The sequence below is a fragment of the Vibrio sp. Vb339 genome, assembly GCF_902751245.1.
Lineage (GTDB): Bacteria > Pseudomonadota > Gammaproteobacteria > Enterobacterales > Vibrionaceae > Vibrio > Vibrio coralliirubri.
Genome location: NZ_CADDIS010000002.1, coordinates 1,429,711 through 1,451,296, shown reverse-complemented (window position 1 = coordinate 1,451,296; position 21,586 = coordinate 1,429,711). Strand labels below are relative to the sequence as shown.

Below are 21,586 nucleotides of genomic sequence, written 5' to 3'. Positions count from 1 at the left end.
TTACTCTTATCAGGAGAGAATTATGTCTCTGAATGCAGAAACTAAAGCAGCAATCGTTGCAGAATACGCACAATCTGAAGGCGACACAGGTTCACCAGAAGTACAAGTAGCACTACTTACTGCTTCTATCAACCACCTACAAGGTCACTTCAAAGCGCACAAACACGATCACCACAGCCGTCGTGGTCTACTACGTATGGTTTCTAGCCGTCGTAAGCTTCTTGATTACTTGAAAGGCAAAAACCTTGCTCGTTACCAAGACCTAATCAAGCGTCTAGGTCTACGTCGCTAATAGCGATGTCTGCAAAGACAGTTTGAAGAAAAGGAGCATTTATGCTCCTTTTTTTGTGCCTGTAAGAAAATGCTAGGTTGGATGCTCAGAATATCATCTGGCTTTTTCTGATAGGAAATATATCTCCTAATAAAAATAGTTTATACTACGCCCGCCTATAGCGTTTTCAGCGTTTGGCAATCAACCTCTCAAGAGATTACAGTCACAGATGTCGGCCAATAGGTCGCGACTATTCAAAGGCGGATTTGGTCCTAATTCGGCGTATGAACTCATACAAAGAGTCACCATCCTAAGTCCCTTTTCACTAGTCGCGATTGGTAATGTCTTGAGTCATTATTCACTTAATCTAAAGTCTGACTTTAGAGCTAAGGATATACAATGTTTGAAAAACCAGTTGTAAAATCGTTCCAGTACGGTAACCACACCGTTACTCTAGAAACGGGCGTAATTGCACGTCAAGCTACTGCTGCTGTAATGGCGACTATGGACGATACTTCAGTATTCGTTTCTGTTGTTGCTAAGAAAGAAGCAGTTGCAGGTCAAGACTTCTTCCCACTAACAGTAAACTACCAAGAGCGCACATACGCTGCGGGTAAAATCCCTGGTGGTTTCTTCAAGCGTGAAGGTCGTCCATCTGAAGGCGAAACACTAACAGCTCGTCTGATTGACCGTCCAATTCGTCCACTTTTCCCAAGTGCGTTTAAAAACGAAGTTCAAGTTATCGCTACGGTTGTTTCTATCAACCCTGACGTAAACCCAGACATGATCACTATGATCGCAACGTCTGCTGCACTTGCTATCTCTGGTGCTCCATTCAATGGTCCTATCGGTGCTGCACGTGTTGGTCATATCGACGGCGAACTTGTTCTTAACCCATCAAATACTGAGCTTGAAAATTCTAAACTAGACCTAGTTGTGTCTGGTACAGAAGGCGCAGTACTTATGGTTGAATCTGAAGCAGATAACCTATCTGAAGAAGAAATGCTTTCAGCTGTTGTTTACGGTCACGACCAACAACAAGTTGTAATTAAAGCGATCAACGAATTTGCAGCTGAAGTTGCAACTCCATCTTGGAACTGGGAAGCGCCAGCAGTTAATACTGAGCTTAAAGCTAAAGTTGCTGAGCAAGCTGAAACTCGTCTATCTGACGCGTACCAGATCACTGAGAAAATGGCTCGTTACGAGCAAGTTGGCGCAATCAAGAACGACGTTGTTGAAGCTCTAATTGCACAAGACGAAAACCTAGATGAGCGCGAAATCCGCGGCATGCTTGGTTCTCTAGAGAAAAACGTAGTACGTAGCCGCATCATCGCTGGCAACCCACGTATCGATGGCCGTGAAAAAGACATGGTTCGTGCGCTAGACGTACGTACTGGTGTTCTTCCACGTACACACGGTTCTTCTCTATTCACTCGTGGTGAAACTCAAGCACTTGTTACTGCAACGCTTGGCACACAACGTGATGCTCAAATCATCGACAGCCTAATGGGTGAGAAGAAAGACAACTTCCTTCTACACTACAACTTCCCTCCATACTGTGTAGGTGAAACTGGCTTCGTTGGTTCTCCTAAGCGTCGTGAAATTGGTCACGGTAAGCTTGCTAAACGTGGTATCCAAGCAGTAATGCCTTCTGTTGAAGAATTCCCATACACAGTTCGTGTTGTATCGGAAATCACAGAATCTAACGGTTCTTCTTCAATGGCTTCTGTATGTGGTACATCTCTAGCGCTTATGGATGCTGGTGTTCCAATCAAAGCTTCTGTTGCGGGTATCGCAATGGGTCTTGTTAAAGAAGGCGACGATTTCGTTGTTCTTTCTGACATCCTTGGCGACGAAGATCACCTAGGTGACATGGACTTTAAAGTAGCAGGTACTAACGCTGGTATCACTGCACTTCAAATGGACATCAAGATCGAAGGTATCACTAAAGAGATCATGCAAATTGCACTTAACCAAGCGCAAGGTGCACGTAAGCACATCCTTTCTGTAATGGATGAAGCTATCTCTGGTGCTCGTGAAGATATCTCTGAATTCGCTCCACGTATCCACACAATGAAAATCAGCTCTGATAAGATCAAAGATGTTATCGGTAAAGGCGGCGCAGTTATCCGTGCTCTTTGTGAAGAAACGGGTACTACAATCGAAATCGAAGACGATGGCACAATCAAGATTGCTGCTACTGAAGGCGCAGCTGCTAAAGAAGCTATCCGTCGTATCGAAGAGATCACAGCTGAAGTTGAAGTTGGCCGCATTTACCAAGGTAAAGTTGCTCGTCTAGCTGACTTCGGTGCATTCGTTACTATCCTTCCAGGTAAAGATGGTCTAGTACACATCTCTCAAATCGCTGATAAACGCGTTGAGAAAGTGTCTGACTACCTAACTGAAGGTCAAGAAGTTCCTGTTAAGGTTCTTGAAATTGACCGTCAAGGCCGTGTACGTCTAAGCATGAAAGAAGCTGTTGAAACGCCAGCTGAAGGCGAAGCACCTGCTGCTGAGTAATTCTCAGTGTGTCGATGGTGATATCGCTTTTTAGTGATTTCTAACCTATCGTCAACAAAGCATGTTATAAAGGGGAGCATATCGCTCCCCTTTTTTATTGCGGTCATAACAGGAGTAATTATTTGTGAAATGGTTTCAAACCGCGAGTATGTGTTTACTGCTTGTACTAACAGGTTGTGCGACAACATCAGATAACACCTCACGTTGGGTTTATCCACCGATGGCTGTGCCACTGCAACCAAGCGTTCAGCAAGAAGTTCAAATTGCACGTCTTAGTCAGTTATTACAGCGCCCAGATTTGAACGATGAAGTTCGAGCTAAGATGCTGTTTGAACGTGGTAACTACTACGACAGTGTTGGCCTGCGTGATCTCGCGCGTCTCGACTTCAACCAATCTCTTTCATTGAACCCTGCTCAACCTGATATCTTCAATCTTTTGGGTGTTTACTTTACGCAGGTAGGGGAGTTTGATGCGGCTTATGAATCTTTTGATTCTACGTTAGAGCTTGATCCTGCAAACTCTTACGCAGAAAGAAACCGCTCTATCGCGCTTTACTATGGCGAGCGTTACGACTTAGCCAATGAAGAGATGATGAAGCACTATGCCGATGATCCTAGTGATCCGTTTCGCGCTCTTTGGTTGTACATCATTCAGCATGAGCTGACGCCAGAGCAGGCTAAGCTTGATTTACAAAAACGTTACGAGAGCCGTGATGAGCAGTGGGGCTGGGTATTAGTCGCGATTATGCTTGATGACATCACTGAAGAGCAGGCTTTCAAGGCGATCTTAACCGGTACTCGTGACAACACGTTACTTGCGCAGCGCCTAACAGAGACGTACTTCTACCTTGCTAAGCGTTACCACATGAATGGTGACTACGCGAATGCGATCTCTTTGTACAAGTTAGCGGTTTCTTTTAACGTGTATGAATACGTAGAACACCGTTACTCTTTCTTAGAGTTAAGCCGTATCTTCACCACGCTTAAAGCTGAGCACTTAGCACAAGTTAAGCTAGCTGAGGCCGAAGAAGAAGCCAACGCTAAGTAAGCAACACATTTTGATTCCGAAAAGCCGCTGCCTGTCAGCGGTTTTTTTATGCTCCTTTTTTATAAACGGGGCTCGTTTTTGATTGCTTTTTATTTAAACAATACTAAAATAGTTAGCCTTGCTAACTAAATGCTATTCTTGATTAGGTGAGTATGCTGAACCAGAATTTAGAAAAGATTGAGCGCTTCGCCTCTAAGATATGGCGCACTCAGGTAAATGAAGATCCTATTTGCCAATTGAGTTTCAATGAGTATGACTATTTGAAGGTCATACAAGCCTCTCCTGAACCGATCCGATTGACGGATCTGGCGATTGAGATGCAGGTGACCAAGCCTTCTGCAACCACTATGGTTCAAAGGCTAGAGAGAAAGGGGCTTGTGGAGCGTAAAGCTTCGCTCGAAGATGCGAGATCTAAGTTGGTCGTACTGACCAGCAAAGCGGAAGTCGGCTTGGAAGAAGAAAGTAAGATCTATCAGGTCATGGCACAGATACTGGAAAGTCGTTTGTCTGAGCAAGAATCTCAGCAGCTAAACCTATTATTAAATAAAGCTTTGAAGTAACTAATTTAGATATTTAGTTAGCCTTGTTAACTAATTTTTCGAGTCATATCTTGTTGATATACGACTCACAAATGAAAGTAGAGTAAGAAATGAGTAACTCAATTAGTCGCCAGTTTTGGCGATACACAATCCCTACCGTGGCAGCCATGTTGGTTAATGGCCTGTACCAAGTGGTGGATGGCATCTTCATCGGCCGCTATGTGGGGGCTGATGGACTTGCAGGTATCAATGTTGCTTGGCCTGTGATTGGTTCGATTCTCGGTATTGGTATGTTGGTGGGTGTGGGTACGGGGGCGCTTGTCTCGATTCGCCAAGGTGAAAAAGATACTCAAGGCGCTAAACAGATCTTAGCAACGGGCTTAACCTTGTTGTTAGCGATAACGCCTATTGTTTCTGCATTGCTGTTCTTGTTTGCTGATAACTTCTTGCTTTGGCAGGGCGCTGAAGGGCGAGTGTATGAACTTGGCCTGCAGTACTTACACATTCTGATTGCTGCCAGTGTCTTCACGTTAGGTTCGATCGCGATGCCGTTTCTACTGCGTAACGATGACAGCCCTAATCTAGCGACGATACTGATGATCGTTGGTGCGGTGATTAACATCGTGCTCGATTACCTGTTTATCGCTCTCTATGGCTGGGAGTTGATGGGCGCAGCATTAGCAACAGCGATTGCCCAGTTTGTGGTAACAGCTCTCGGCTTGGCTTACTTCTTCTCACGTCGAGCAAACCTACGTTTACGTTGGAATGAGTTGAGACTGAAGCTGGATGTGATTCCACAAATCTTCGCTATTGGTACATCAAGCTTCTTTATGTACGCTTATGGTTCGATGATGGTGGCGCTACACAATGCGTTGTTCTCTCAATATGGCGACCAGTTGATGATTGGTGCTTACGCTATTTTGGGCTACATCGTGACGGTTTATTACCTCACGGCTGAAGGTATCGCTAACGGCATGCAACCATTGGTGAGCTACAATCATGGTGCGCGTAACCAAGCGAACATCCGTAAGTTACTTAAGATAGCGATGATGAGTTCGGTATTGATTGGTGTGGCGTTCGTGCTGCTTCTGAACGCGTTCCCACGTGAGTTTGTATCAGTATTTAACTCAGACGAACCTCAGTTAGTTGAGTACACCGTGTTGGGTATTCGACTTCACATGTTTGCACTGGCGCTGGATGGCTTCTTGGTAGTAGCAGGTGCTTACTATCAGGCTGTGAACAAGGGCAGCAAGGCGATGTTTGTGACGATAGGCAATATGCTTATCCAGTTACCTTTCTTGTACATTATGCCCAAGTTGTACGGTGTGCCGGGGATCTGGATTGCGTACCCACTGTCTAACATCGCGCTAAGTGTGGTGGTGATGGTGATGCTCTACAAAGACTTAAAGAAGCTCAATGCCTCACCGATGGAAACAGCGACGGCATAGGTCGTGTTTCTTAAGTCGAATTAAAAAGGTCTAGCGAATGCTAGACCTTTTTTGTATCTGTTGCTGGTTAGTTCAATGCGAGGAACTAGATGTTCTTAACGTCTAAACCTGCAAGCTGATGCCAGTAACCATTGCATTGGCGGCTTTCAATCTTCATCGGTTTTTGACCTTGCTCGTTCGCTCTGAAGTTGTTGATTTCAGAGAAGGTATCGATACCGAGTGGGCTTAAACGAATCACATCAACCAAGTCGTGCATGTTCGGCAAATCATTGACTAGGTTGTAGCAGTAGCCTGATTGCGTCTGGATACCATTAAGATTGAAGACTGATTGGCCTTCTTGGCTTTCTACTTGTAGCCCTGTTGGGTACTTGATACAGCAGGTTTCGCAATCGTCTTTAGCTTTGTTTTCCGCGCGAGCGGTAAAGCAGCGTGCTGAGTAAGCAAGCGGCAGGTAGCCGTGGCTAAACACTTCTACTTCGAACTTATTACGGATGTTCAGTTCTTCACACTGGGTCATTACGTTGCTTAGCCATTCGCGAGAAAGCTCAACCGGCATACACCAACGCGTCATACCTTGTTTCAAGAACAGGTTCAGGGTGCGCGCGTTGTAGGTGTTCACTGCTGGGCCAACCACGAAAGGTACTTTGCTTTCGCTGGCCAGTTGAATTGCAGACACATCATTGGCTTCGATAGCAAAGTCACCGTTATCAATGTACTTCTTCATGATGTTGACTTCGCTTGGCGCTTCGAGCAAAGCCATGGTCGAGAGGACTACTTGCTTACCTGAAGCAGACAGCTCTTTGGCAATGTCCATCCAGTGTTTCGCTTTCATCTCACGACGTTTTGAACACACAGCTTCACCTAGATAGATGATGTCAGCAGAGCTTGATTTCGCTTGCTCATAGAAGCTTTCAACGTCTTGTTTTGGCCAAAAATAAAGTAGAGGGCCTAATGCGTATTTCATTGAGTTCTCCATTTGGCTCTATTGCCATTTACGGTGATAAGCGCCAAGCGTGGTTTGTGTACCTTCCGATACATTCGCCAGTGTCGCATTCCAAGCTTGTTCCACTTGGTATTGTTCTGGGTTCGCTAAGTAGCGATCGATAGCAGCGCGCCAAGTGCGAGTGACTTGTTCAACATAAGCAGGGCTGCGTTGGCGACCTTCAATCTTCACTGAGGCAACATTCGCCGCGAAAAGCTCAGGCAGCATGGATAGCGTGTTGAGGCTGGTTGGCTCTTCAAGTGCGTGATAGCGCTTACGTTCACCATCGATATCGGCTTCAAAGCGGCCTTTACACAGCGTTGGGTAACCTGCGTTCTCACCTGCTTCATACTTATCGATAAGGATTTCGTTCAAGCGAGACTCGAGGCCAGTTTCTGTTTCTTGCCAGCGAACGTATTTCGCCGGAGAACAAGCACCAACAGTATTTGGTGATTCGCCAGTCATGTATGAAGAGAGGTAGCAACGGCCTTCAGCCATGATACACAAGCTACCAAAAGCGAATACTTCAAGGTCAACGTCAGAAGTGATATTACGAGAAAGCTGTTTGACCTGATGAATCGACAATACGCGAGGCAACACGACACGCTTAACGTTGAAGTTTTTATGGTAGAAGTCGATAGCCGCCGCATTGGTCGCAGATGCTTGCACTGATAGGTGCAGTTCTAGATCTGGATACTTATTTGCTGCGTACTCAAGCACCGCGATGTCTGCGATGATCAGTGCATCAACACCCAGTGCAGCGGCGTTGTCTACGGCACTGGTCCAACGGTCGAAGCCATTTGGGTGAGCAAACGTGTTTAGGGCAACATGAATTTTCTTGTTGTGGTCATGCACATACTGCACAGCACGATCGAGCTTTTTACCCGCAAAGTTTAGGCCTGCAAAGTGTCGGGCATTGGTATCGTCTTTGAATCCGATATAGACAGCATCCGCACCACAATCAATAGCGGTTTTCAAAGCAGGTAAGTTACCCGCTGGGCATAAGAGTTCCATTTGCTCACTACCAGTAGAATTAAGTTGAAGCGAGCATTTTATGAAGAATTGTGAATGACGGAATTGATGTAAGGCAGGTTTAGATGGATAAATCTGCTTTTACTCCGTTTGAGGTACTGACGAGTGACCGTTTTACATGTTGGCTTGGTTTAAATTTGAGGTATTTGATTAGTTCTTATGACGGCGGTTTTGGGCAAACAACTCTTCGACATCTTGTTTTGGTTGCGGACGATAGAAGTGGAAGCCTTGAATCGAACTACAGTTGAGGTTAGACAGCAGAGTCGCTTGCTCACTGGTTTCGACACCTTCTGCAACCACGGTCAAATCGAGAGATTTACCTAGGTTGATGATGTTTTCAATTACGGTGATTTGCTTTGGTAGGGTGTCGATATCAGAGATGAAAGCACGGTCTATCTTAAGCTCATCAATTGGGAAGCGAGCAAGGTAAGACAGTGAAGAGTAGCCGGTACCAAAATCATCAATCGATAGAGCAAAGCCAAGTTTCTTGATGGCGTTAAGCATTTGCAGTGTGTGTTCACTATCACTCATCACCGCACTTTCCGTCAACTCGAATGTAATCGCACTTGGATCAAGCTCGGTCGAACGCAGTAATTTTTCCATGTAATCAATTAGCTTTGGATTACCAAACTGTTCTGGTGAAAGGTTGATCGCGACACGACCTGGAAGGATACCTTGCATCTTCCAGCGCTTAACCGTAGCAAATACTTCGCGCATCACCACTCGGCCAAGTTGTTCAATAAGTCCTGCTCGTTCTGCTACAGGAATGAACGCGGCCGGGCTGATATAACCTTCGACAGGATGCTTCCAACGTACCAGAGCTTCAGCGCCGTTGATGGTGAAATCACGGGCATTCACTTTCGGTTGATACCAAACCTCAAGTCCATTTTGTTGCAGTGCTTTTTGGAGCTCTATCTCAAGCCACAGTCTCATACGCGCTTCTTTGTTCATCTGTTCGTTGAACTTGATTAGACGATTGCGACCACGATCTTTCGCTTCATACATTGCTGTGTCTGCATTTTGCAGCAAGATACGAGCATCAGTACCATCTTGAGGAAAGCTCACGCTACCAATCGAGCAGGCTAAGCGCTTGCTAAAGTGGTGAAGATCGAAGGGTTGATTGATCAGGGAGATGATCTTTTCAGCGAGCATTTCAGGTGTTCGCTGATGTTCAGGTTCTGGCAGGATAATACCAAACTCATCCCCACCTAAATGCCCAATCACGGCCTTACGAGGCAGTAAGCGTTTAAGACGCGAAGCGACCTCTTTAATCACCTTGTCACCGATGTGATGACCAAGTGAGTCATTGATATTCTTAAAGTTATCAATGTCTAAGTAGAGCATCACCACCGGCGTATCGTTGTGAATGAACTGCTCAAGACGCTTAGTAAACCCAACTCGGTTGTAGAGCTTGGTCAGTGCATCGATGTAGGCATCTTCACTGTTTGCCGGAGTATATTGTTTTGCGGTTTCTTGTGCGTCTTGGATAAGCATTAATTGAGTGTTGCTTCCAAGAACAGTGGTGGAGTCGATGTTGAGCTGAACCTTACGTTCAAAGCCGCATCGTGCACCCGTTAAGCAAACCAAACCAGACTCAGAAATAATAGAGCTGAGGTTATTATTGAAGACTGTTTTGGTTTGTTCATCGATAAATAGGCGCCCCAACTCTTCGCCAATTAACTCTGTGGTTGAGTTAAAGCCTAGCAAGCGTGCTGCTGCTGGGTTGGATGACAAAATGTAGTCACTTTCAACGAGCAGTAATCCATCTGGAAGTAGTTGAGATAGCTTGTGGAATTTGGCTTCGGACTCTTCTAAAGAACGGACAAGTACTTGGTTTTCTGAAGTGTCGAAGGCGTGAAAGACGATGTAGTCGGTTTTGTTGCCATTGGTAAGCGGAGATAGGCTGAAATGAAGGCTGGTATCGAGATCAGTTTCGTTGAGGGTGACTTCGGCCTCAATCGTTTCGCCACTGAATGCACGCTCATAGTAAGGCTTGAGATGTTGGTAGAACTGTTCGCCCAATGTTTGGCGGTCATTCATGCCTGCAAGCTCTATTTGACTTAAACCAGCAATATCGCAGTAACGCTCATTCACCATAAAATAGTTATGTTGAGCATCAAGTACTGCAAAAAAGAACGGACTATTTGCAGTTAGCTGGGTAAACCAATGTTGTAGTTGCTGGGGAGGCATCAAAGTACTACCAATTCTCCAAGAGCTTGAATATTCACTATCGATAAATATTTATTACTTTTTGTGTGGCTATCGATATTTACCTGTGAGTGCAGCGATCCGCTGTAATTCTCATTACCTGAGTTACTATAACTGTGATTTTCAGGATATTAAAGGTCGAGTGTCAAACAGAGGTTAATTTGATACATAACAGTAACTGAGATCTCAACATCATCTATGATGCATTCCATATTATTGACAAAGTTACGGATAAGTCACGTGATAAACAAGATTCGCACTCAACTAGTTCAAAATGCCGCATCAATTTTGCGATCTCCAGTCCAGTTATTGCCTAAAACAGTACAAAAAAGAGCCTTATTGGAGGCGCTTAAGAATGTCTTCAAGGAAGCTTTAGAGGACGGTGACTTTGAGTTTTTAGAAGACAAATGGCTGAAAGTCTCAATAAAAGACATGGGGTTAAGTTGGTGTATTAGCTACAAAAATGAGCAACTGGTTGTAGCTGATAAAGAGGTGACTGAAGATGTAAGCTTTAGCGGTAATCTTAACGATCTTGTGTTGATTGCGGGGCGTAAAGAAGACCCTGATACGCTTTTCTTCCAGCGTAGACTGTCTATTGAAGGCGATACCGAGCTCGGTTTAGAAGTTAAGAACTTGATGGATAGCGTAGATTTGGACTTATTGCCGACTCCTATGAAAACTTTGTTAAATCAATTAGCTGATTTTGTGCAGAAGGGGGTACAATCCCCAGATACACAAAGTGAGGTAATGAATGCTTATTCGAACTGAAGCACCGGCAGATATACTTGTCATTGATCGTTTATTGAAATCTGTTTTTGAAACAGATGCAGAAGCTAACTTGGTTATGAGCTTGCGTGAGAATAGCCATTTAACGCTATCGCTGGTGGCTTGTTCTGATGAAGGCGAGGTGGTTGGTCACCTGATGTTTAGCCCTATCACTCTTGATGGCGACGATCATAACTGGCAAGGGCTTGCGCCTCTCGCAGTGAAAGAAGAGTTCCGCAACCAAGGCATTGCCAAATCTCTAGTTGAAGATGCGTTTTCCACTTTGGTTGATTTTGGTTACCCAGCTTGCGTTGTGTTGGGTGACCCTGCTTATTACAGCCGCTTTGGTTTCAAGGCAGCGAGCGAGTTTGGCCTGAGTTGTGTTTGGGATGTGCCTGAAGGCGCTTTCCAAGCGATTGAATTGGTAGACGGTGCGTTTGCTGGACATGCTGGTGAGATTGTTTACAGCCCAGAGTTCAACGACTTATAAGCTGATTTATCACGCAATAAGATACAAACTGATTTAGTCTAAATAAAGGAGCTTGATGCTCCTTTATTTTTTGTTAGTATCAGCCCAGTTCTAATAAGCTTCGGCTCTAATCAACTTAAGGTTACTACCGCTAGATATGTCACAAACACACGCGCAATACCTACAAGAGATGGGCATTAGCCAATGGGAGCTAAGTCATCCAGAGCGTTTAGCGGGTTATGAATCTGAATTGACTCCGCTCTCGAACGATTGCAAGTTACTGTTGGTTTCGCCTGAAAAACCTCAGGAAGATCTCGCCGTGATGTTTGAGCGAGTACTCAAAAGTATCAAGCTCGACTTATCTCAGGCTTTACACCTTCAACCGCAACACTTGTCTACTGTGGATTTAGGTTCGGTTGAGTGGGTATGGTTTGCTGGTTGCGAGTCACCTCAAGAGCTGAAGGCTAAAACACTTCAATCGCCATTACTGTCTGACATTAACGGTAACAACCAACACCGCCGCGACTTATGGCAACAAATTTGTGCTTATGACTAATCAACTTTTACCGACTTCACAACAACACCTAGATGCCATTTGGAAGATAGAGCAGGCCGCGCATTCTCACCCTTGGTCTGAAAACATGATCCGAGATCTTGATAGCCGAGGCGCTTGTCATCATGTGCTTGAAGTCGATGGGCAAGTGGTCGGGTACTTCTTCGCGCAAAACATCGTTGGCGAAGTCACGCTGCTTAATATCGCGGTAGACCCAAACCAGCAAGGCAAAGGGTATGGAAAAGCGTTAACTGAATATTTCCTTGATATGTGCGAACAAGCTGGCGCGGAAAGCGCTTGGCTAGAAGTTCGCGAAAGTAATGTGAATGCGTTTAACCTTTATGAAAAGGCCGGCTTCAATGAAGTTGATCGCCGTCGTAACTATTATCCAACCAAGCAAGGCAACGAAGACGCCATCATTATGAGCTATCTTTTTATGTCTTTTAGCTAAGCTGAGAGTACACTAAAAATAGGGTGTAAACTGACCCTTTAGAAAGTGACACGCTTTCTGTATAATCCGCACACAGAATTCAAGGGCAAGTATTATCTACTTGCCCTTTTTACGCTTTAGATCAGCAAAGGGCGACTATGTCTTTCCAACAAGAAGTGAGCAAACGTAGAACGTTTGCGATTATCTCTCACCCGGATGCGGGTAAAACCACGATTACTGAAAAAGTTCTTTTATTCGGAAACGCGATTCAAAAAGCGGGTACCGTAAAAGGCCGTGGCTCTAACCAGCACGCTAAATCTGACTGGATGGAGATGGAAAAAGAACGTGGTATCTCGGTAACTACGTCGGTAATGCAATTCCCATACAATGATTGCCTAGTAAACCTACTAGATACTCCAGGACACGAAGATTTCTCGGAAGATACGTACCGTACGCTAACAGCGGTTGACTCTTGTTTGATGGTTATCGATGCTGCGAAAGGTGTCGAGGATCGTACTCGTAAACTAATGGAAGTAACACGTCTGCGTGATACGCCAATCGTAACGTTTATGAACAAACTTGACCGTGACGTTCGTGACCCAATGGAAGTGCTTGATGAAGTAGAGAGCGAGCTAGGTATGGCTTGTGCTCCAATCTCATGGGCTATCGGTTGCGGTAAAGAGTTTAAAGGTGTTTACCACATTCACCGTGATGAAACGATCTTGTATGAATCTGGCCACGGCCACGAGATCCAAGAAGTTCGCATCATCAAAGGTCTAGATAACCCTGAGCTAGATGAAGCGGTAGGTGCTGATCTTGCGGAAAGCGTACGTGAAGAGCTAGAGCTTGTTATCGGTGCTTGCCCTGAGTTTGATCACGAACTGTTCCTTGCGGGTGAATTAACGCCGGTTTACTTCGGTACTGCATTAGGTAACTTTGGTGTTGACCACATGCTTGATGGTCTAACTAAATGGGCTCCAGCGCCTCAAACGCGTCAAGCGAACGAGCGTGATGTTGAAGCGACAGAAGAGAAGTTTTCTGGTTTCGTTTTTAAGATCCAAGCAAACATGGACCCTAAACACCGTGACCGTATCGCATTCATGCGTATCGTTTCGGGTACTTACAACCAAGGTATGAAGATGAACCATGTTCGTACAGGAAAGAGTGTAAGTATCTCTGATGCGGTAACCTTTATGGCGGGTGACCGTGCACGTGCTGAAAAAGCATACGCGGGTGATATTATCGGTCTACATAACCACGGTACTATCCAGATTGGTGATACCTTTACTCAAGGTGAGAGCCTTAAGTTCGCTGGTATTCCTAACTTCGCACCTGAGCTATTCCGTCGTATTCGTTTACGCGATCCACTTAAGCAGAAGCAACTTCTAAAAGGCTTAGTTCAGCTTTCAGAAGAGGGCGCAGTACAAGTATTCCGTCCTATGCAAAACAACGACCTGATCGTTGGTGCGGTTGGTGTACTTCAGTTCGACGTGGTTGTAGCGCGCTTGAAAGCGGAATACAACGTAGAAGCTATCTACGAAGGTGTTAACGTTGCAACAGCTCGTTGGGTTGAATGTGATGACGCTAAGAAACTAGAAGAATTCAAACGTAAGAATCAATCTAACCTAGCGCTAGATGGCGGTGACAACCTGTCTTACATCGCACCAACTATGGTGAACTTGAACCTAGCTTCTGAACGTTTCCCTGAAGTTCAATTCCGAGCGACGCGCGAGCACTAATAGCGACAGTTCTACATAACACTGTTGGATAATATTAAAGCCGAATTGCTTCTAGCATTCGGCTTTTTTGTTACACTAAGAGTACACCGTTTTGATGGAGTAAAGCGTGTTTGATCTCAATTTAGTAAAGCCATTCCTCTCTGTATATCAACAAAGATCGATAACCAAAGCTGCTGAATCGTTAGAGCTAACTCAACCTGCGGTCAGTGCTGCAATTAAGAGGTTTGAAGCGGTGGTAGGCTATGCGTTGTTCGTAAGAGTAGGGCGTTCAATAGAACCAACGTCAATGGCTCACAAATTGGCAGGTCAATTATCTGATGCTTTAGAGTTGATGGAAGGTGCAGTATCAAGAAAGCGTGATTTTACCGTTTATATGCCAGCAAACCTTCTCCACAAAATGCCTATGCTCAATGGTGTTCAGCTGGTTGAATCTCCAATTTCTGTAGAGAGCGTAGTCGAGGATATCCGACTCAACCGAGTAGATTTAGTGGTCGATACTGGTTTGCCTAAACAGACAAGTTTAGCGTCTGAATTTGCAACTACCGACAGACTACTTCTTATGAGTGACCCTGAGGTTGGTCAGTTTCGCGAGCTGATTTCTATGGATGATTTTCTTGCAGCAAGACATGTAACTTTAAAGTTACTTCGCCAAGATACTCAAATAGTCGACTTTCTTTCCGAAAAGAGCTTCACCCGTGATGTGGCAATTGAAGTCCGAAACCTAACGAACTTGATCTTAGCTGTAAAGGGGACGGACTATATTGCTGCCATTCCGGTTAGCATGATCGATTTAGCTAAAACCATCGGTTTACAGATTCATGAGCCTCCATTTTCAATGCGTCCCGTGGAGTTTGAGTTTTTCTATCACAAGAAGTATCAAACTAATGGACAACATCAAGAATTGCGAGATGAGCTTAAGCAGTTATTAAATCGCTAGAAATCGAAGGCTAGGCCGAATTCAACATAGTTTTTACTTTCAGGATATATCGTATAGGTGACAGACGGTTTTACATACTTCAAATTAAAGAATACAGCGACCTCGTGATAATGAATGTTGGTCCTAGTTTCATTTCTGATATATCCAGGGCTCGTAGCAGTATCATCTTTGATGTAAAAATCTTGAGTATCTTTTTTGAATCCAATTTCTTGATTGAATTTGTAAAGAAAATCAGCATATTGAATCGGGCTCCACAGAGCGCCTGCACTATAATCGAATGTGTCAGAGACTTTATATTCCACGCATAAGTTTGGAAGACAAGCTTCGAAATCTCTATCCATATAGTTGTAGTTAATATCTCCAAGCAGTGTCCAATTTTCATGAATTAACTTAGCGATAAAAATGCCTGTTGTGATCTCATGTTCGCTGACTTTTATTGTGTTTTCTGTGTAGTACGTGTCCCCCTGCCAGAATGAATATCCCAATCCAGCTTGCCAATATTCTTGAGTATCAACTTCTCCGAAAACACGCAACTTATCATTGATTTGATAGTTTATATCAAGAGTGGCAACGGTTTTTTCGCTGTCTGGATTTTGAGATAAGCTGACGGAAAAGATATCTGTAAAACGCTCAATAGATTCAACAAGGGTGTCATTTGCAGACGAGTAAAAAGGGAAGGTCAAAGCAAGTATTAGTAGAAGGCGTTTCATATTCAAATTCCGAATCGCTTTCCTTAGCTAGTGAGTACAAACACCCGATAATAGGAGTAACTATTATCGGGTGAACTGGTTTAACTTGGTTTTAGATTAACCGCGCAAACGCTGTTGGATTGCTGATTTAGCTTTCTGTAGCTTGGTTGGGTCGATAGATTGAACCCTGTCTTTTACGTTGTTTTTAACTGCTGGAGGGAGTGTTACATCACCTCGGTCATTTACAACAATACCGTTCCCAAAAGTAACTGTTCCATTTACTTCATCTATGTAGCCTTCACCCACAATATTTCCATGGCGATCTTTGATGTGAACGACACCACGGTCATCAGCCTCAGCTGTATAGTCAGTCGTTTGAGATTTACCATTTATCGTTACAACAATGTTGTCACCTTCTAACCCAGCAGAAATAGTTGGCTTCGCAGGGGCGTCGATTTGTGGCATATCAGCAGGCTTCAAGTGCTGCTCGATGAAATCTTTAGCTGCAGCAATTTTAGAACCGTCGAAGTGCTTCCAATCACCACCATTAATGCTGACATGAACACCACCATCGTGTTTACGCTGGTCGTTAACTTCAACTGTTTTTACACCGTCTTCAGTCACTTTTTCAAAGCGGTAGAAGTCTTGAACACCCGCGCCAATGTCGACACGAGTCCAACCCTCAYCGAYAATKCCGTTGCCGTATTCTGGGTCAGACAGTTGAGGCATATCAGCAGGCTTTAAGTGCTCATCGATGAAGTCTTTAGCTGCAGCAATTTTAGAACCGTCGAAGTGCTTCCAATCACCACCATTAATGCTGACATGAACACCACCATCGTGTTTACGTTGGTCGTTAACTTCAACTGTTTTTACACCGTCTTCAGTCACTTTCTCAAAGCGGTAGAAGTCTTGAACACCCGCGCCAATGTCGACACGAGTCCAACCCTCACCGACAATTCCGTTGCCGTATTCTGGGTCAGACAGTTGAGGCATATCAACAGGCTTTAAGTGCTCATCGATGAAGTCTTTAGCTGCAGCAATTTTAGAACCGTCGAAGTGCTTCCAATCACCACCATTAATGCTGACATGAACACCACCATCGTGTTTACGCTGGTCGTTAACTTCAACTGTTTTCACACCGCCTTCAGTCACTTTTTCAAAGCGATAGAAGTCTTGAACACCCGCGCCAATGTCGACACGAGTCCAACCCTCACCGATAATGCCGTTGCCAAAGTCAGGTGTATCGCCCCAATCAGGAATATCTAAGTCTGGATGGCTAACTTGATCTACTCGGTAAAGCTCATCTCCATTGATTCCTACTATAAGCTTGCGATCGTTCACGACAATGGTTGCTGTACCATCGTTGTTAAGTGTCACATTGCTTGAATCAACATAAACCTCTTGCCCAGCAAGAGTCACAATATATCCACTGTCATTATCCGCGACTTTCCATGTACCAACACTGTCCATTGAAGTAGTGACTGGAAGCTCTGGGATTGTATTACCGTTGTCAGATGAACTGGAAGATGAAGAACTACTTAACAGCCCTGCAACCAACGCAGCTGAAGCGGCACCAACTGCAGCCCAAGTGCCGTTAGATTGTTTTTCGTAAGTTACGTCATCGATTGTAGCTGTCGTGCCTGGAGTCGCATTGGCATATTGTTCGTTTAATTTATACTGAACAGAAGCATCAATAGCGTTCATCTGCCCGTCAATAAGTTGAAGTGTTTGTTGGTTTGCTAGTTCTACGTCAACTTGAGGTGCAGAAGCAAAAGCAGGTGCTGCTAATACGCTAGAAATTGATATGGCTAAGAGTGATGCTTTCATAAAGTAGGATCTCGTTATTGAATGGAGCGTCTTGCTATCAATGCCTCCTTGGCAAGTGCGTTTATTATTCGCTGTGGTGAGATTTTCAACAATATAGCCAGCTAGTGTTAATATATAAATTTAATTTATATATCTGATTGTTTTTGGGTGTTTATTGAACTCATTTGTTGTTTTTATATGTTGTTATGACGCTTTGCTTTATGTGTTGGTTTGTCATGAGTATTGAGTAGACTTGAGGTAAGTATGTTGGGTTGGATAAAAACTTGGATTAAAAAATACGATAAGTGGTGCGAGGAGCTTGGTTTAACGCCTGAGAATAAGCGCAGCTGTGTGCCTCATCGTCGTGATCCTCAAGGGAAACAAACGGAGAGTAGGGAAGATGACACAGCAAATAAGTGACTTTCCGCTGTTTGATACTCATTGCCACGCGGATTTTGAGGCGTTTGAGCAAGGTTTTACACCTGGTCAAACTATTGATGGCTATCTTAAAGATGCGAAACAAGCCCAAGTTGAGAAGTTAATCATCCCTTCTATTGGCCAAAGTAACTGGAGGAGGCTTGATGAAATCGCTCAATCTCACACCAATGTTTACTATGCATTAGGCTTCCATCCATACTTTTTAGAGCAGGCCAATGACGAACAATTTTCGGAACTTAGCCAGTTACTCTCTTCAAAAAATAGCCAATGTATCGCGATAGGAGAGTGTGGGCTCGACTTCTTTGTGGACGTTGAACGAGAGAAACAAGAGCGCTTTTTCATCCAACAAATGGAACTTGCCAAGGCGTTTGAGCTGCCTTTAATCATCCATGAGAGGAAGTCTTATAACCGACTTATTGCGTTGTTAAAGCAACACAAGTTTACTTTTGGAGGGGTGATTCACGGTTTTTCAGGGAGTGAACAGCAAGCTTTAGCGTGGATCAAGCTCGGCTTCTATATTGGCGTCGGTGGAACGATAACTTACCCAAGAGCGCAAAAAACGCGCACAACCATCGCAAAACTGCCCCTTGAATGCTTGGTGTTGGAAACGGATGCTCCGGACATGCCCATGTATGGAAATCAAGGAAATGTTAACCATTCCAAACATTTAGTTACGATCTTAAATGAACTTTTTTTGCTTAGAAAAGAGTCAAAGCAATCGATTGCAGCGCAAATTTGGCAAAATAGCCATCGTGCATTCGGTATATGTGAATAAAATCGAAGGTTTTTGTTTATCGTTTGCGTAAATTGCACTGAGCTTGTGATTTGGGTCACATTTGCGTGTGAATGGTACATGAATCTTCTACGAAAGTGTGAGGACGGCATTACTTTATTAGTGGTCGCATGAGTATAATTGCCTCCGCTTTATAGCCCCATTTTGTAACACGCCAATAAATAACTAATAAGGAAGTCATAAACTATGAGCCTGTTTATGAGCCTAGTCGGAATGGTTGCACTGATCGCAATCGCAGTACTACTATCTGACAACCGCAAAGCTATTAATCTAAGAACAGTGGGTGGCGCTTTCGCTATCCAATTCGCACTTGGTGCATTCGTACTTTACATCCCTTGGGGTCGTGATCTACTTGCAGGTTTCTCTGCTGGTGTAGCAAACGTGATCGACTACGGTAAAGACGGTACTGGTTTCCTATTCGGCAGCCTAGTTAACTTCTCAGTTGACGGTATCGGTTTCATCTTTGCTTTCCAAGTACTACCAACTCTGATTTTCTTCTCTGCACTTATCTCTGTACTTTACTACATTGGTGTTATGCAAATTGTAATCAAAGTTCTTGGTGGTGGTCTTCAGAAAGCTCTAGGTACTTCTCGCGCTGAGTCTATGTCTGCAGCAGCAAACATCTTCGTTGGTCAAACTGAAGCACCTCTAGTTGTTCGTCCATTTGTTCCTAAAATGACTAACTCTGAACTATTCGCAGTAATGTGTGGTGGTTTGGCTTCTGTAGCTGGTGGTGTACTAGCAGGTTACGCATCTATGGGTGTACCTCTAGAGTACCTAGTTGCAGCGTCATTCATGGCAGCACCTGGTGGTCTACTATTCGCTAAAATCATCAAGCCTGAAACAGATACGCCAGACGACAACATCGCTGACGAAATGGACGGTGGCGATGACAAACCAGCTAACGTTATCGACGCAGCAGCAGGTGGCGCATCAGTTGGTCTACAACTAGCACTTAACGTTGGTGCAATGCTACTAGCATTCATCGGTCTAATTGCTCTAATCAACGGTATCCTAGGTGGCATCGGTGGTTGGTTCGGTATGGAAAACCTAACTCTAGAACTTCTTCTAGGTTGGATCTTCGCACCGCTAGCATTCATCATTGGTGTTCCATGGGAAGAAGCAACTATCGCTGGTTCTTTCATTGGTCAGAAGACAGTTGTTAACGAATTCGTTGCATACCTAAACTTCGTACCATACGTTGGTGAAAACGCTCAAGTTGTTGCAGCAACTGGTCAAGTGATGTCTGAGAAGACTCAAGCTATCATCGCATTCGCACTATGTGGTTTCGCAAACCTTTCTTCAATTGCGATTCTTCTAGGTGGTCTAGGTGGTATTGCACCAAGCCGTCGTCACGACATCGCACGTATGGGTGTTAAAGCGGTAATTGCTGGTACTCTATCTAACCTGATGGCAGCAACAATTGCTGGCTTCTTCCTGTCTTTCTAATTAGTTAGAAATCGATATATAGACGCCATAATAATATCGCCCCGTAGCAAGAAATTGCTGCGGGGCTTTTTTGTTTTTAGGCCTAGTGATTCTTTGGCATAAGCATCAGCTTGAAGTCGATTAATGGGTCTAGAATGTTTTTTTGAGATACAAACCGTTTGCGTTCTAAGGAGCACTACAATTTATTGATGGATACCTATAATGTATAAGCTAAAGGGATAGGATATCTCTGTTGGCAAGAAAGTAACCTCGAAATCAACTCGAACGTTATTCTTCTGGGATTAAGCCAAAATTAGCGATACGCTATAGATGTTAGACACAACATGACTGATTTGTTGTGCCATAGACCAAACTGGTACTGTGCGGTGACAAGGATTGCAATTGGTAGCGAAAGTTATCAAGTCTTCAGGGAACCAAGTCCGTTCATTTGTGGCTACTGAGCATTACTAAAATATCCATCTATACTGGATGGAGGGCGAAGTAGTTAACTATTTGAATATATTGATCGGAGATAGAAATGAGCGATTTAAAAGCAGCAGCTCTACGTGCACTTAAACTTATGGACCTAACTACGCTAAATGACGATGACACTACAGAAAAAGTAGTGGCGCTTTGTCATGACGCGAAGACTGCAGTAGGCAACACCGCTGCAATCTGTATTTACCCTCGCTTTATCCCAGCAGCTAAGAAAGCGTTGCGTGAGCAAGGTACTCCAGAAGTACGCATTGCGACTGTAACTAACTTCCCTCATGGTAATGACGACATCGAAATTGCTGTTGCAGAAACAAAAGCAGCGGTAGCGTACGGCGCAGACGAAGTTGACGTAGTATTCCCATACCGTGCTCTTATTGCTGGCAACGAAGAAGTTGGCTTTGAGCTAGTTAAACAGTGTAAAGCAGCTTGTGGTGACATCACGCTTAAAGTGATCATCGAAACAGGTGAACTGAAAGAAGAAGCACTGATCAAGAAAGCTTCTCAAATCTGTATCGAAGCAGGTGCAGACTTCATCAAAACTTCAACAGGTAAAGTGCCAGTAAACGCGACTCCAGAGTTCGCGCGCATGATGCTTGAAGTTATTCGTGACATGGGCGTTGCTAAAACAGTTGGTTTCAAACCAGCTGGTGGCGTACGTACTGCTGAAGATGCAGCACTATACCTAGCAATGGCTGATGAGCTACTAGGCGCTGAGTGGGCAGACAACATGCACTACCGTTTTGGTGCTTCAAGCCTACTAACTAACCTTCTTAATACATTAGAAGTGACAGACCAGACTGCTGATCCAGCAGCATACTAATTTACCCGTCATATTTGACGTAGCAGCGTTGTTGCCTGCGCAAGTTCCGCCTAATCACATAGAGCTTCTATGCTCATAGGAATGAACTTGCTGCCCGCCTAGCTGCAACGCCAACTATATAGGGTGTAACAATATTTAGTCTGTTTGATGGAGTGGCGTTAAGTCACTCCATATTA

Annotated in this window: 20 protein-coding genes; 15 read left to right on the top strand and 5 right to left on the bottom strand. The window is 44.3% G+C overall.

Annotation, left to right across the window (positions count from 1 at the left end; all coding sequences use genetic code 11):
• The first annotated feature begins 22 nt into the window (after positions 1-22).
• The 5 genes from rpsO to HRQ85_RS15085 all read left to right on the top strand — a co-directional run bounded on the left by rpsO (position 23) and on the right by HRQ85_RS15085 (position 5,826).
• The gene (gene rpsO / locus HRQ85_RS15105; protein WP_010436144.1) at positions 23-292 is read left to right on the top strand and encodes a 30S ribosomal protein S15; all 270 of its coding nucleotides are present in this window, start codon (positions 23-25) and stop codon (positions 290-292) included.
• 378 nt (positions 293-670) lie between these two features.
• Positions 671-2,791: a polyribonucleotide nucleotidyltransferase gene (gene pnp, locus HRQ85_RS15100; protein WP_172379966.1), complete on the top strand. Its 2,121-nt coding sequence runs from the start codon at positions 671-673 to the stop codon at positions 2,789-2,791.
• A 124-nt stretch (positions 2,792-2,915) separates the two neighbouring features.
• A complete protein-coding gene (gene nlpI, locus HRQ85_RS15095; protein ID WP_048605659.1) occupies positions 2,916-3,839 on the top strand; it encodes a lipoprotein NlpI in 924 nt (307 codons plus the stop codon).
• A 152-nt stretch (positions 3,840-3,991) separates the two neighbouring features.
• The gene (locus HRQ85_RS15090; RefSeq protein ID WP_017056675.1) at positions 3,992-4,399 is read left to right on the top strand and encodes a MarR family winged helix-turn-helix transcriptional regulator; all 408 of its coding nucleotides are present in this window, start codon (positions 3,992-3,994) and stop codon (positions 4,397-4,399) included.
• A gap of 89 nt (positions 4,400-4,488) precedes the next feature.
• Entirely contained in the window at positions 4,489-5,826 is a 1,338-nt protein-coding gene (locus tag HRQ85_RS15085; protein WP_172379965.1) for an MATE family efflux transporter, read from the top strand.
• Between the two features lie 85 nt (positions 5,827-5,911).
• Here the strand turns inward: HRQ85_RS15085 and HRQ85_RS15080 are convergent, their stop codons facing one another.
• The 3 genes from HRQ85_RS15080 to HRQ85_RS15070 all read right to left on the bottom strand — a co-directional run bounded on the left by HRQ85_RS15080 (position 5,912) and on the right by HRQ85_RS15070 (position 10,030).
• Positions 5,912-6,790: a U32 family peptidase gene (locus HRQ85_RS15080; RefSeq protein ID WP_172379964.1), complete on the bottom strand. Its 879-nt coding sequence runs from the start codon at positions 6,788-6,790 to the stop codon at positions 5,912-5,914.
• Between the two features lie 18 nt (positions 6,791-6,808).
• Positions 6,809-7,822, bottom strand: a complete 1,014-nt coding sequence (ubiU, locus tag HRQ85_RS15075; protein ID WP_172379963.1) for a ubiquinone anaerobic biosynthesis protein UbiU — start codon at positions 7,820-7,822, stop codon at positions 6,809-6,811.
• A 168-nt stretch (positions 7,823-7,990) separates the two neighbouring features.
• Positions 7,991-10,030, bottom strand: a complete 2,040-nt coding sequence (locus HRQ85_RS15070) for a sensor domain-containing protein (protein ID WP_172379962.1) — start codon at positions 10,028-10,030, stop codon at positions 7,991-7,993.
• A gap of 258 nt (positions 10,031-10,288) precedes the next feature.
• Between HRQ85_RS15070 and ubiT the strand changes: the two genes are divergently transcribed.
• From ubiT to HRQ85_RS15040, 6 genes are all read left to right on the top strand, one after another.
• On the top strand, positions 10,289-10,816 hold the full coding sequence (ubiT, locus tag HRQ85_RS15065; RefSeq protein ID WP_050645398.1) for a ubiquinone anaerobic biosynthesis accessory factor UbiT: 528 nt from the start codon (positions 10,289-10,291) through the stop codon (positions 10,814-10,816).
• Positions 10,800-11,303: a GNAT family N-acetyltransferase gene (locus HRQ85_RS15060; RefSeq protein ID WP_172379961.1), complete on the top strand. Its 504-nt coding sequence runs from the start codon at positions 10,800-10,802 to the stop codon at positions 11,301-11,303. Before ubiT ends, HRQ85_RS15060 begins: the two co-directional genes overlap by 17 nt.
• A 136-nt stretch (positions 11,304-11,439) precedes the next feature.
• Positions 11,440-11,838 carry a DNA polymerase III subunit psi gene (locus HRQ85_RS15055; RefSeq protein ID WP_050633587.1) on the top strand — a complete coding sequence of 133 codons (399 nt, stop codon included), beginning with the start codon at positions 11,440-11,442 and terminating at the stop codon, positions 11,836-11,838.
• A complete protein-coding gene (gene rimI / locus HRQ85_RS15050; RefSeq protein ID WP_172379960.1) occupies positions 11,831-12,286 on the top strand; it encodes a ribosomal protein S18-alanine N-acetyltransferase in 456 nt (151 codons plus the stop codon). The genes HRQ85_RS15055 and rimI overlap by 8 nt, the downstream gene beginning before the upstream one ends.
• Positions 12,287-12,423: 137 nt before the next feature.
• A complete protein-coding gene (gene prfC / locus HRQ85_RS15045) occupies positions 12,424-14,004 on the top strand; it encodes a peptide chain release factor 3 (protein ID WP_172379959.1) in 1,581 nt (526 codons plus the stop codon).
• 106 nt (positions 14,005-14,110) lie between these two features.
• Positions 14,111-14,941, top strand: coding sequence for a LysR family transcriptional regulator (locus HRQ85_RS15040; RefSeq protein ID WP_050633585.1), 831 nt, complete (start codon positions 14,111-14,113; stop codon positions 14,939-14,941).
• Here the strand turns inward: HRQ85_RS15040 and HRQ85_RS15035 are convergent.
• Positions 14,938-15,651: a hypothetical protein gene (locus HRQ85_RS15035; RefSeq protein ID WP_172379958.1), complete on the bottom strand. Its 714-nt coding sequence runs from the start codon at positions 15,649-15,651 to the stop codon at positions 14,938-14,940. The two genes, HRQ85_RS15040 and HRQ85_RS15035, sit on opposite strands and share 4 nt — an antisense overlap.
• Positions 15,652-15,747: 96 nt before the next feature.
• A complete protein-coding gene (locus HRQ85_RS15030; protein WP_172379957.1) occupies positions 15,748-17,457 on the bottom strand; it encodes a hypothetical protein in 1,710 nt (569 codons plus the stop codon).
• A gap of 243 nt (positions 17,458-17,700) precedes the next feature.
• On the opposite strand from HRQ85_RS15030, the gene HRQ85_RS15025 reads away from it, so the two are divergent.
• The 4 genes from HRQ85_RS15025 to deoC all read left to right on the top strand — a co-directional run bounded on the left by HRQ85_RS15025 (position 17,701) and on the right by deoC (position 21,410).
• Complete coding sequence (locus HRQ85_RS15025; protein WP_172379956.1) at positions 17,701-17,856, top strand: DUF5363 family protein; 156 nt, start codon at positions 17,701-17,703, stop codon at positions 17,854-17,856.
• On the top strand, positions 17,837-18,649 hold the full coding sequence (locus HRQ85_RS15020; RefSeq protein WP_172379955.1) for a TatD family hydrolase: 813 nt from the start codon (positions 17,837-17,839) through the stop codon (positions 18,647-18,649). The genes HRQ85_RS15025 and HRQ85_RS15020 overlap by 20 nt, the downstream gene beginning before the upstream one ends.
• Before the next feature lie 204 nt (positions 18,650-18,853).
• Complete coding sequence (locus HRQ85_RS15015; RefSeq protein ID WP_017058833.1) at positions 18,854-20,116, top strand: NupC/NupG family nucleoside CNT transporter; 1,263 nt, start codon at positions 18,854-18,856, stop codon at positions 20,114-20,116.
• A gap of 517 nt (positions 20,117-20,633) precedes the next feature.
• Positions 20,634-21,410, top strand: a complete 777-nt coding sequence (gene deoC, locus HRQ85_RS15010; RefSeq protein WP_048605645.1) for a deoxyribose-phosphate aldolase — start codon at positions 20,634-20,636, stop codon at positions 21,408-21,410.
• Positions 21,411-21,586: the final 176 nt, after the last annotated feature.

Bases quoted from the DNA above. Each gene is read 5' to 3' on its own strand.
- HRQ85_RS15080 (WP_172379964.1), bottom strand. From the start codon at position 6,790: ATGAAATACGCATTAGGCCCTCTACTTTATTTTTGGCCAAAACAAGAC.
- HRQ85_RS15035 (WP_172379958.1), bottom strand. From the start codon at position 15,651: ATGAAACGCCTTCTACTAATACTTGCTTTGACCTTCCCTTTTTACTCG.
- pnp (WP_172379966.1), top strand. From the start codon at position 671: ATGTTTGAAAAACCAGTTGTAAAATCGTTCCAGTACGGTAACCACACC.
- rimI (WP_172379960.1), top strand. From the start codon at position 11,831: ATGACTAATCAACTTTTACCGACTTCACAACAACACCTAGATGCCATT.
- rpsO (WP_010436144.1), top strand. From the start codon at position 23: ATGTCTCTGAATGCAGAAACTAAAGCAGCAATCGTTGCAGAATACGCA.
- deoC (WP_048605645.1), top strand. From the start codon at position 20,634: ATGAGCGATTTAAAAGCAGCAGCTCTACGTGCACTTAAACTTATGGAC.
- prfC (WP_172379959.1), top strand. From the start codon at position 12,424: ATGTCTTTCCAACAAGAAGTGAGCAAACGTAGAACGTTTGCGATTATC.
- HRQ85_RS15070 (WP_172379962.1), bottom strand. From the start codon at position 10,030: ATGCCTCCCCAGCAACTACAACATTGGTTTACCCAGCTAACTGCAAAT.
- ubiU (WP_172379963.1), bottom strand. From the start codon at position 7,822: ATGGAACTCTTATGCCCAGCGGGTAACTTACCTGCTTTGAAAACCGCT.
- HRQ85_RS15085 (WP_172379965.1), top strand. From the start codon at position 4,489: ATGAGTAACTCAATTAGTCGCCAGTTTTGGCGATACACAATCCCTACC.
- HRQ85_RS15090 (WP_017056675.1), top strand. From the start codon at position 3,992: ATGCTGAACCAGAATTTAGAAAAGATTGAGCGCTTCGCCTCTAAGATA.
- HRQ85_RS15015 (WP_017058833.1), top strand. From the start codon at position 18,854: ATGAGCCTGTTTATGAGCCTAGTCGGAATGGTTGCACTGATCGCAATC.
- HRQ85_RS15060 (WP_172379961.1), top strand. From the start codon at position 10,800: ATGCTTATTCGAACTGAAGCACCGGCAGATATACTTGTCATTGATCGT.
- HRQ85_RS15055 (WP_050633587.1), top strand. From the start codon at position 11,440: ATGTCACAAACACACGCGCAATACCTACAAGAGATGGGCATTAGCCAA.
- HRQ85_RS15020 (WP_172379955.1), top strand. From the start codon at position 17,837: ATGACACAGCAAATAAGTGACTTTCCGCTGTTTGATACTCATTGCCAC.
- HRQ85_RS15025 (WP_172379956.1), top strand. From the start codon at position 17,701: ATGTTGGGTTGGATAAAAACTTGGATTAAAAAATACGATAAGTGGTGC.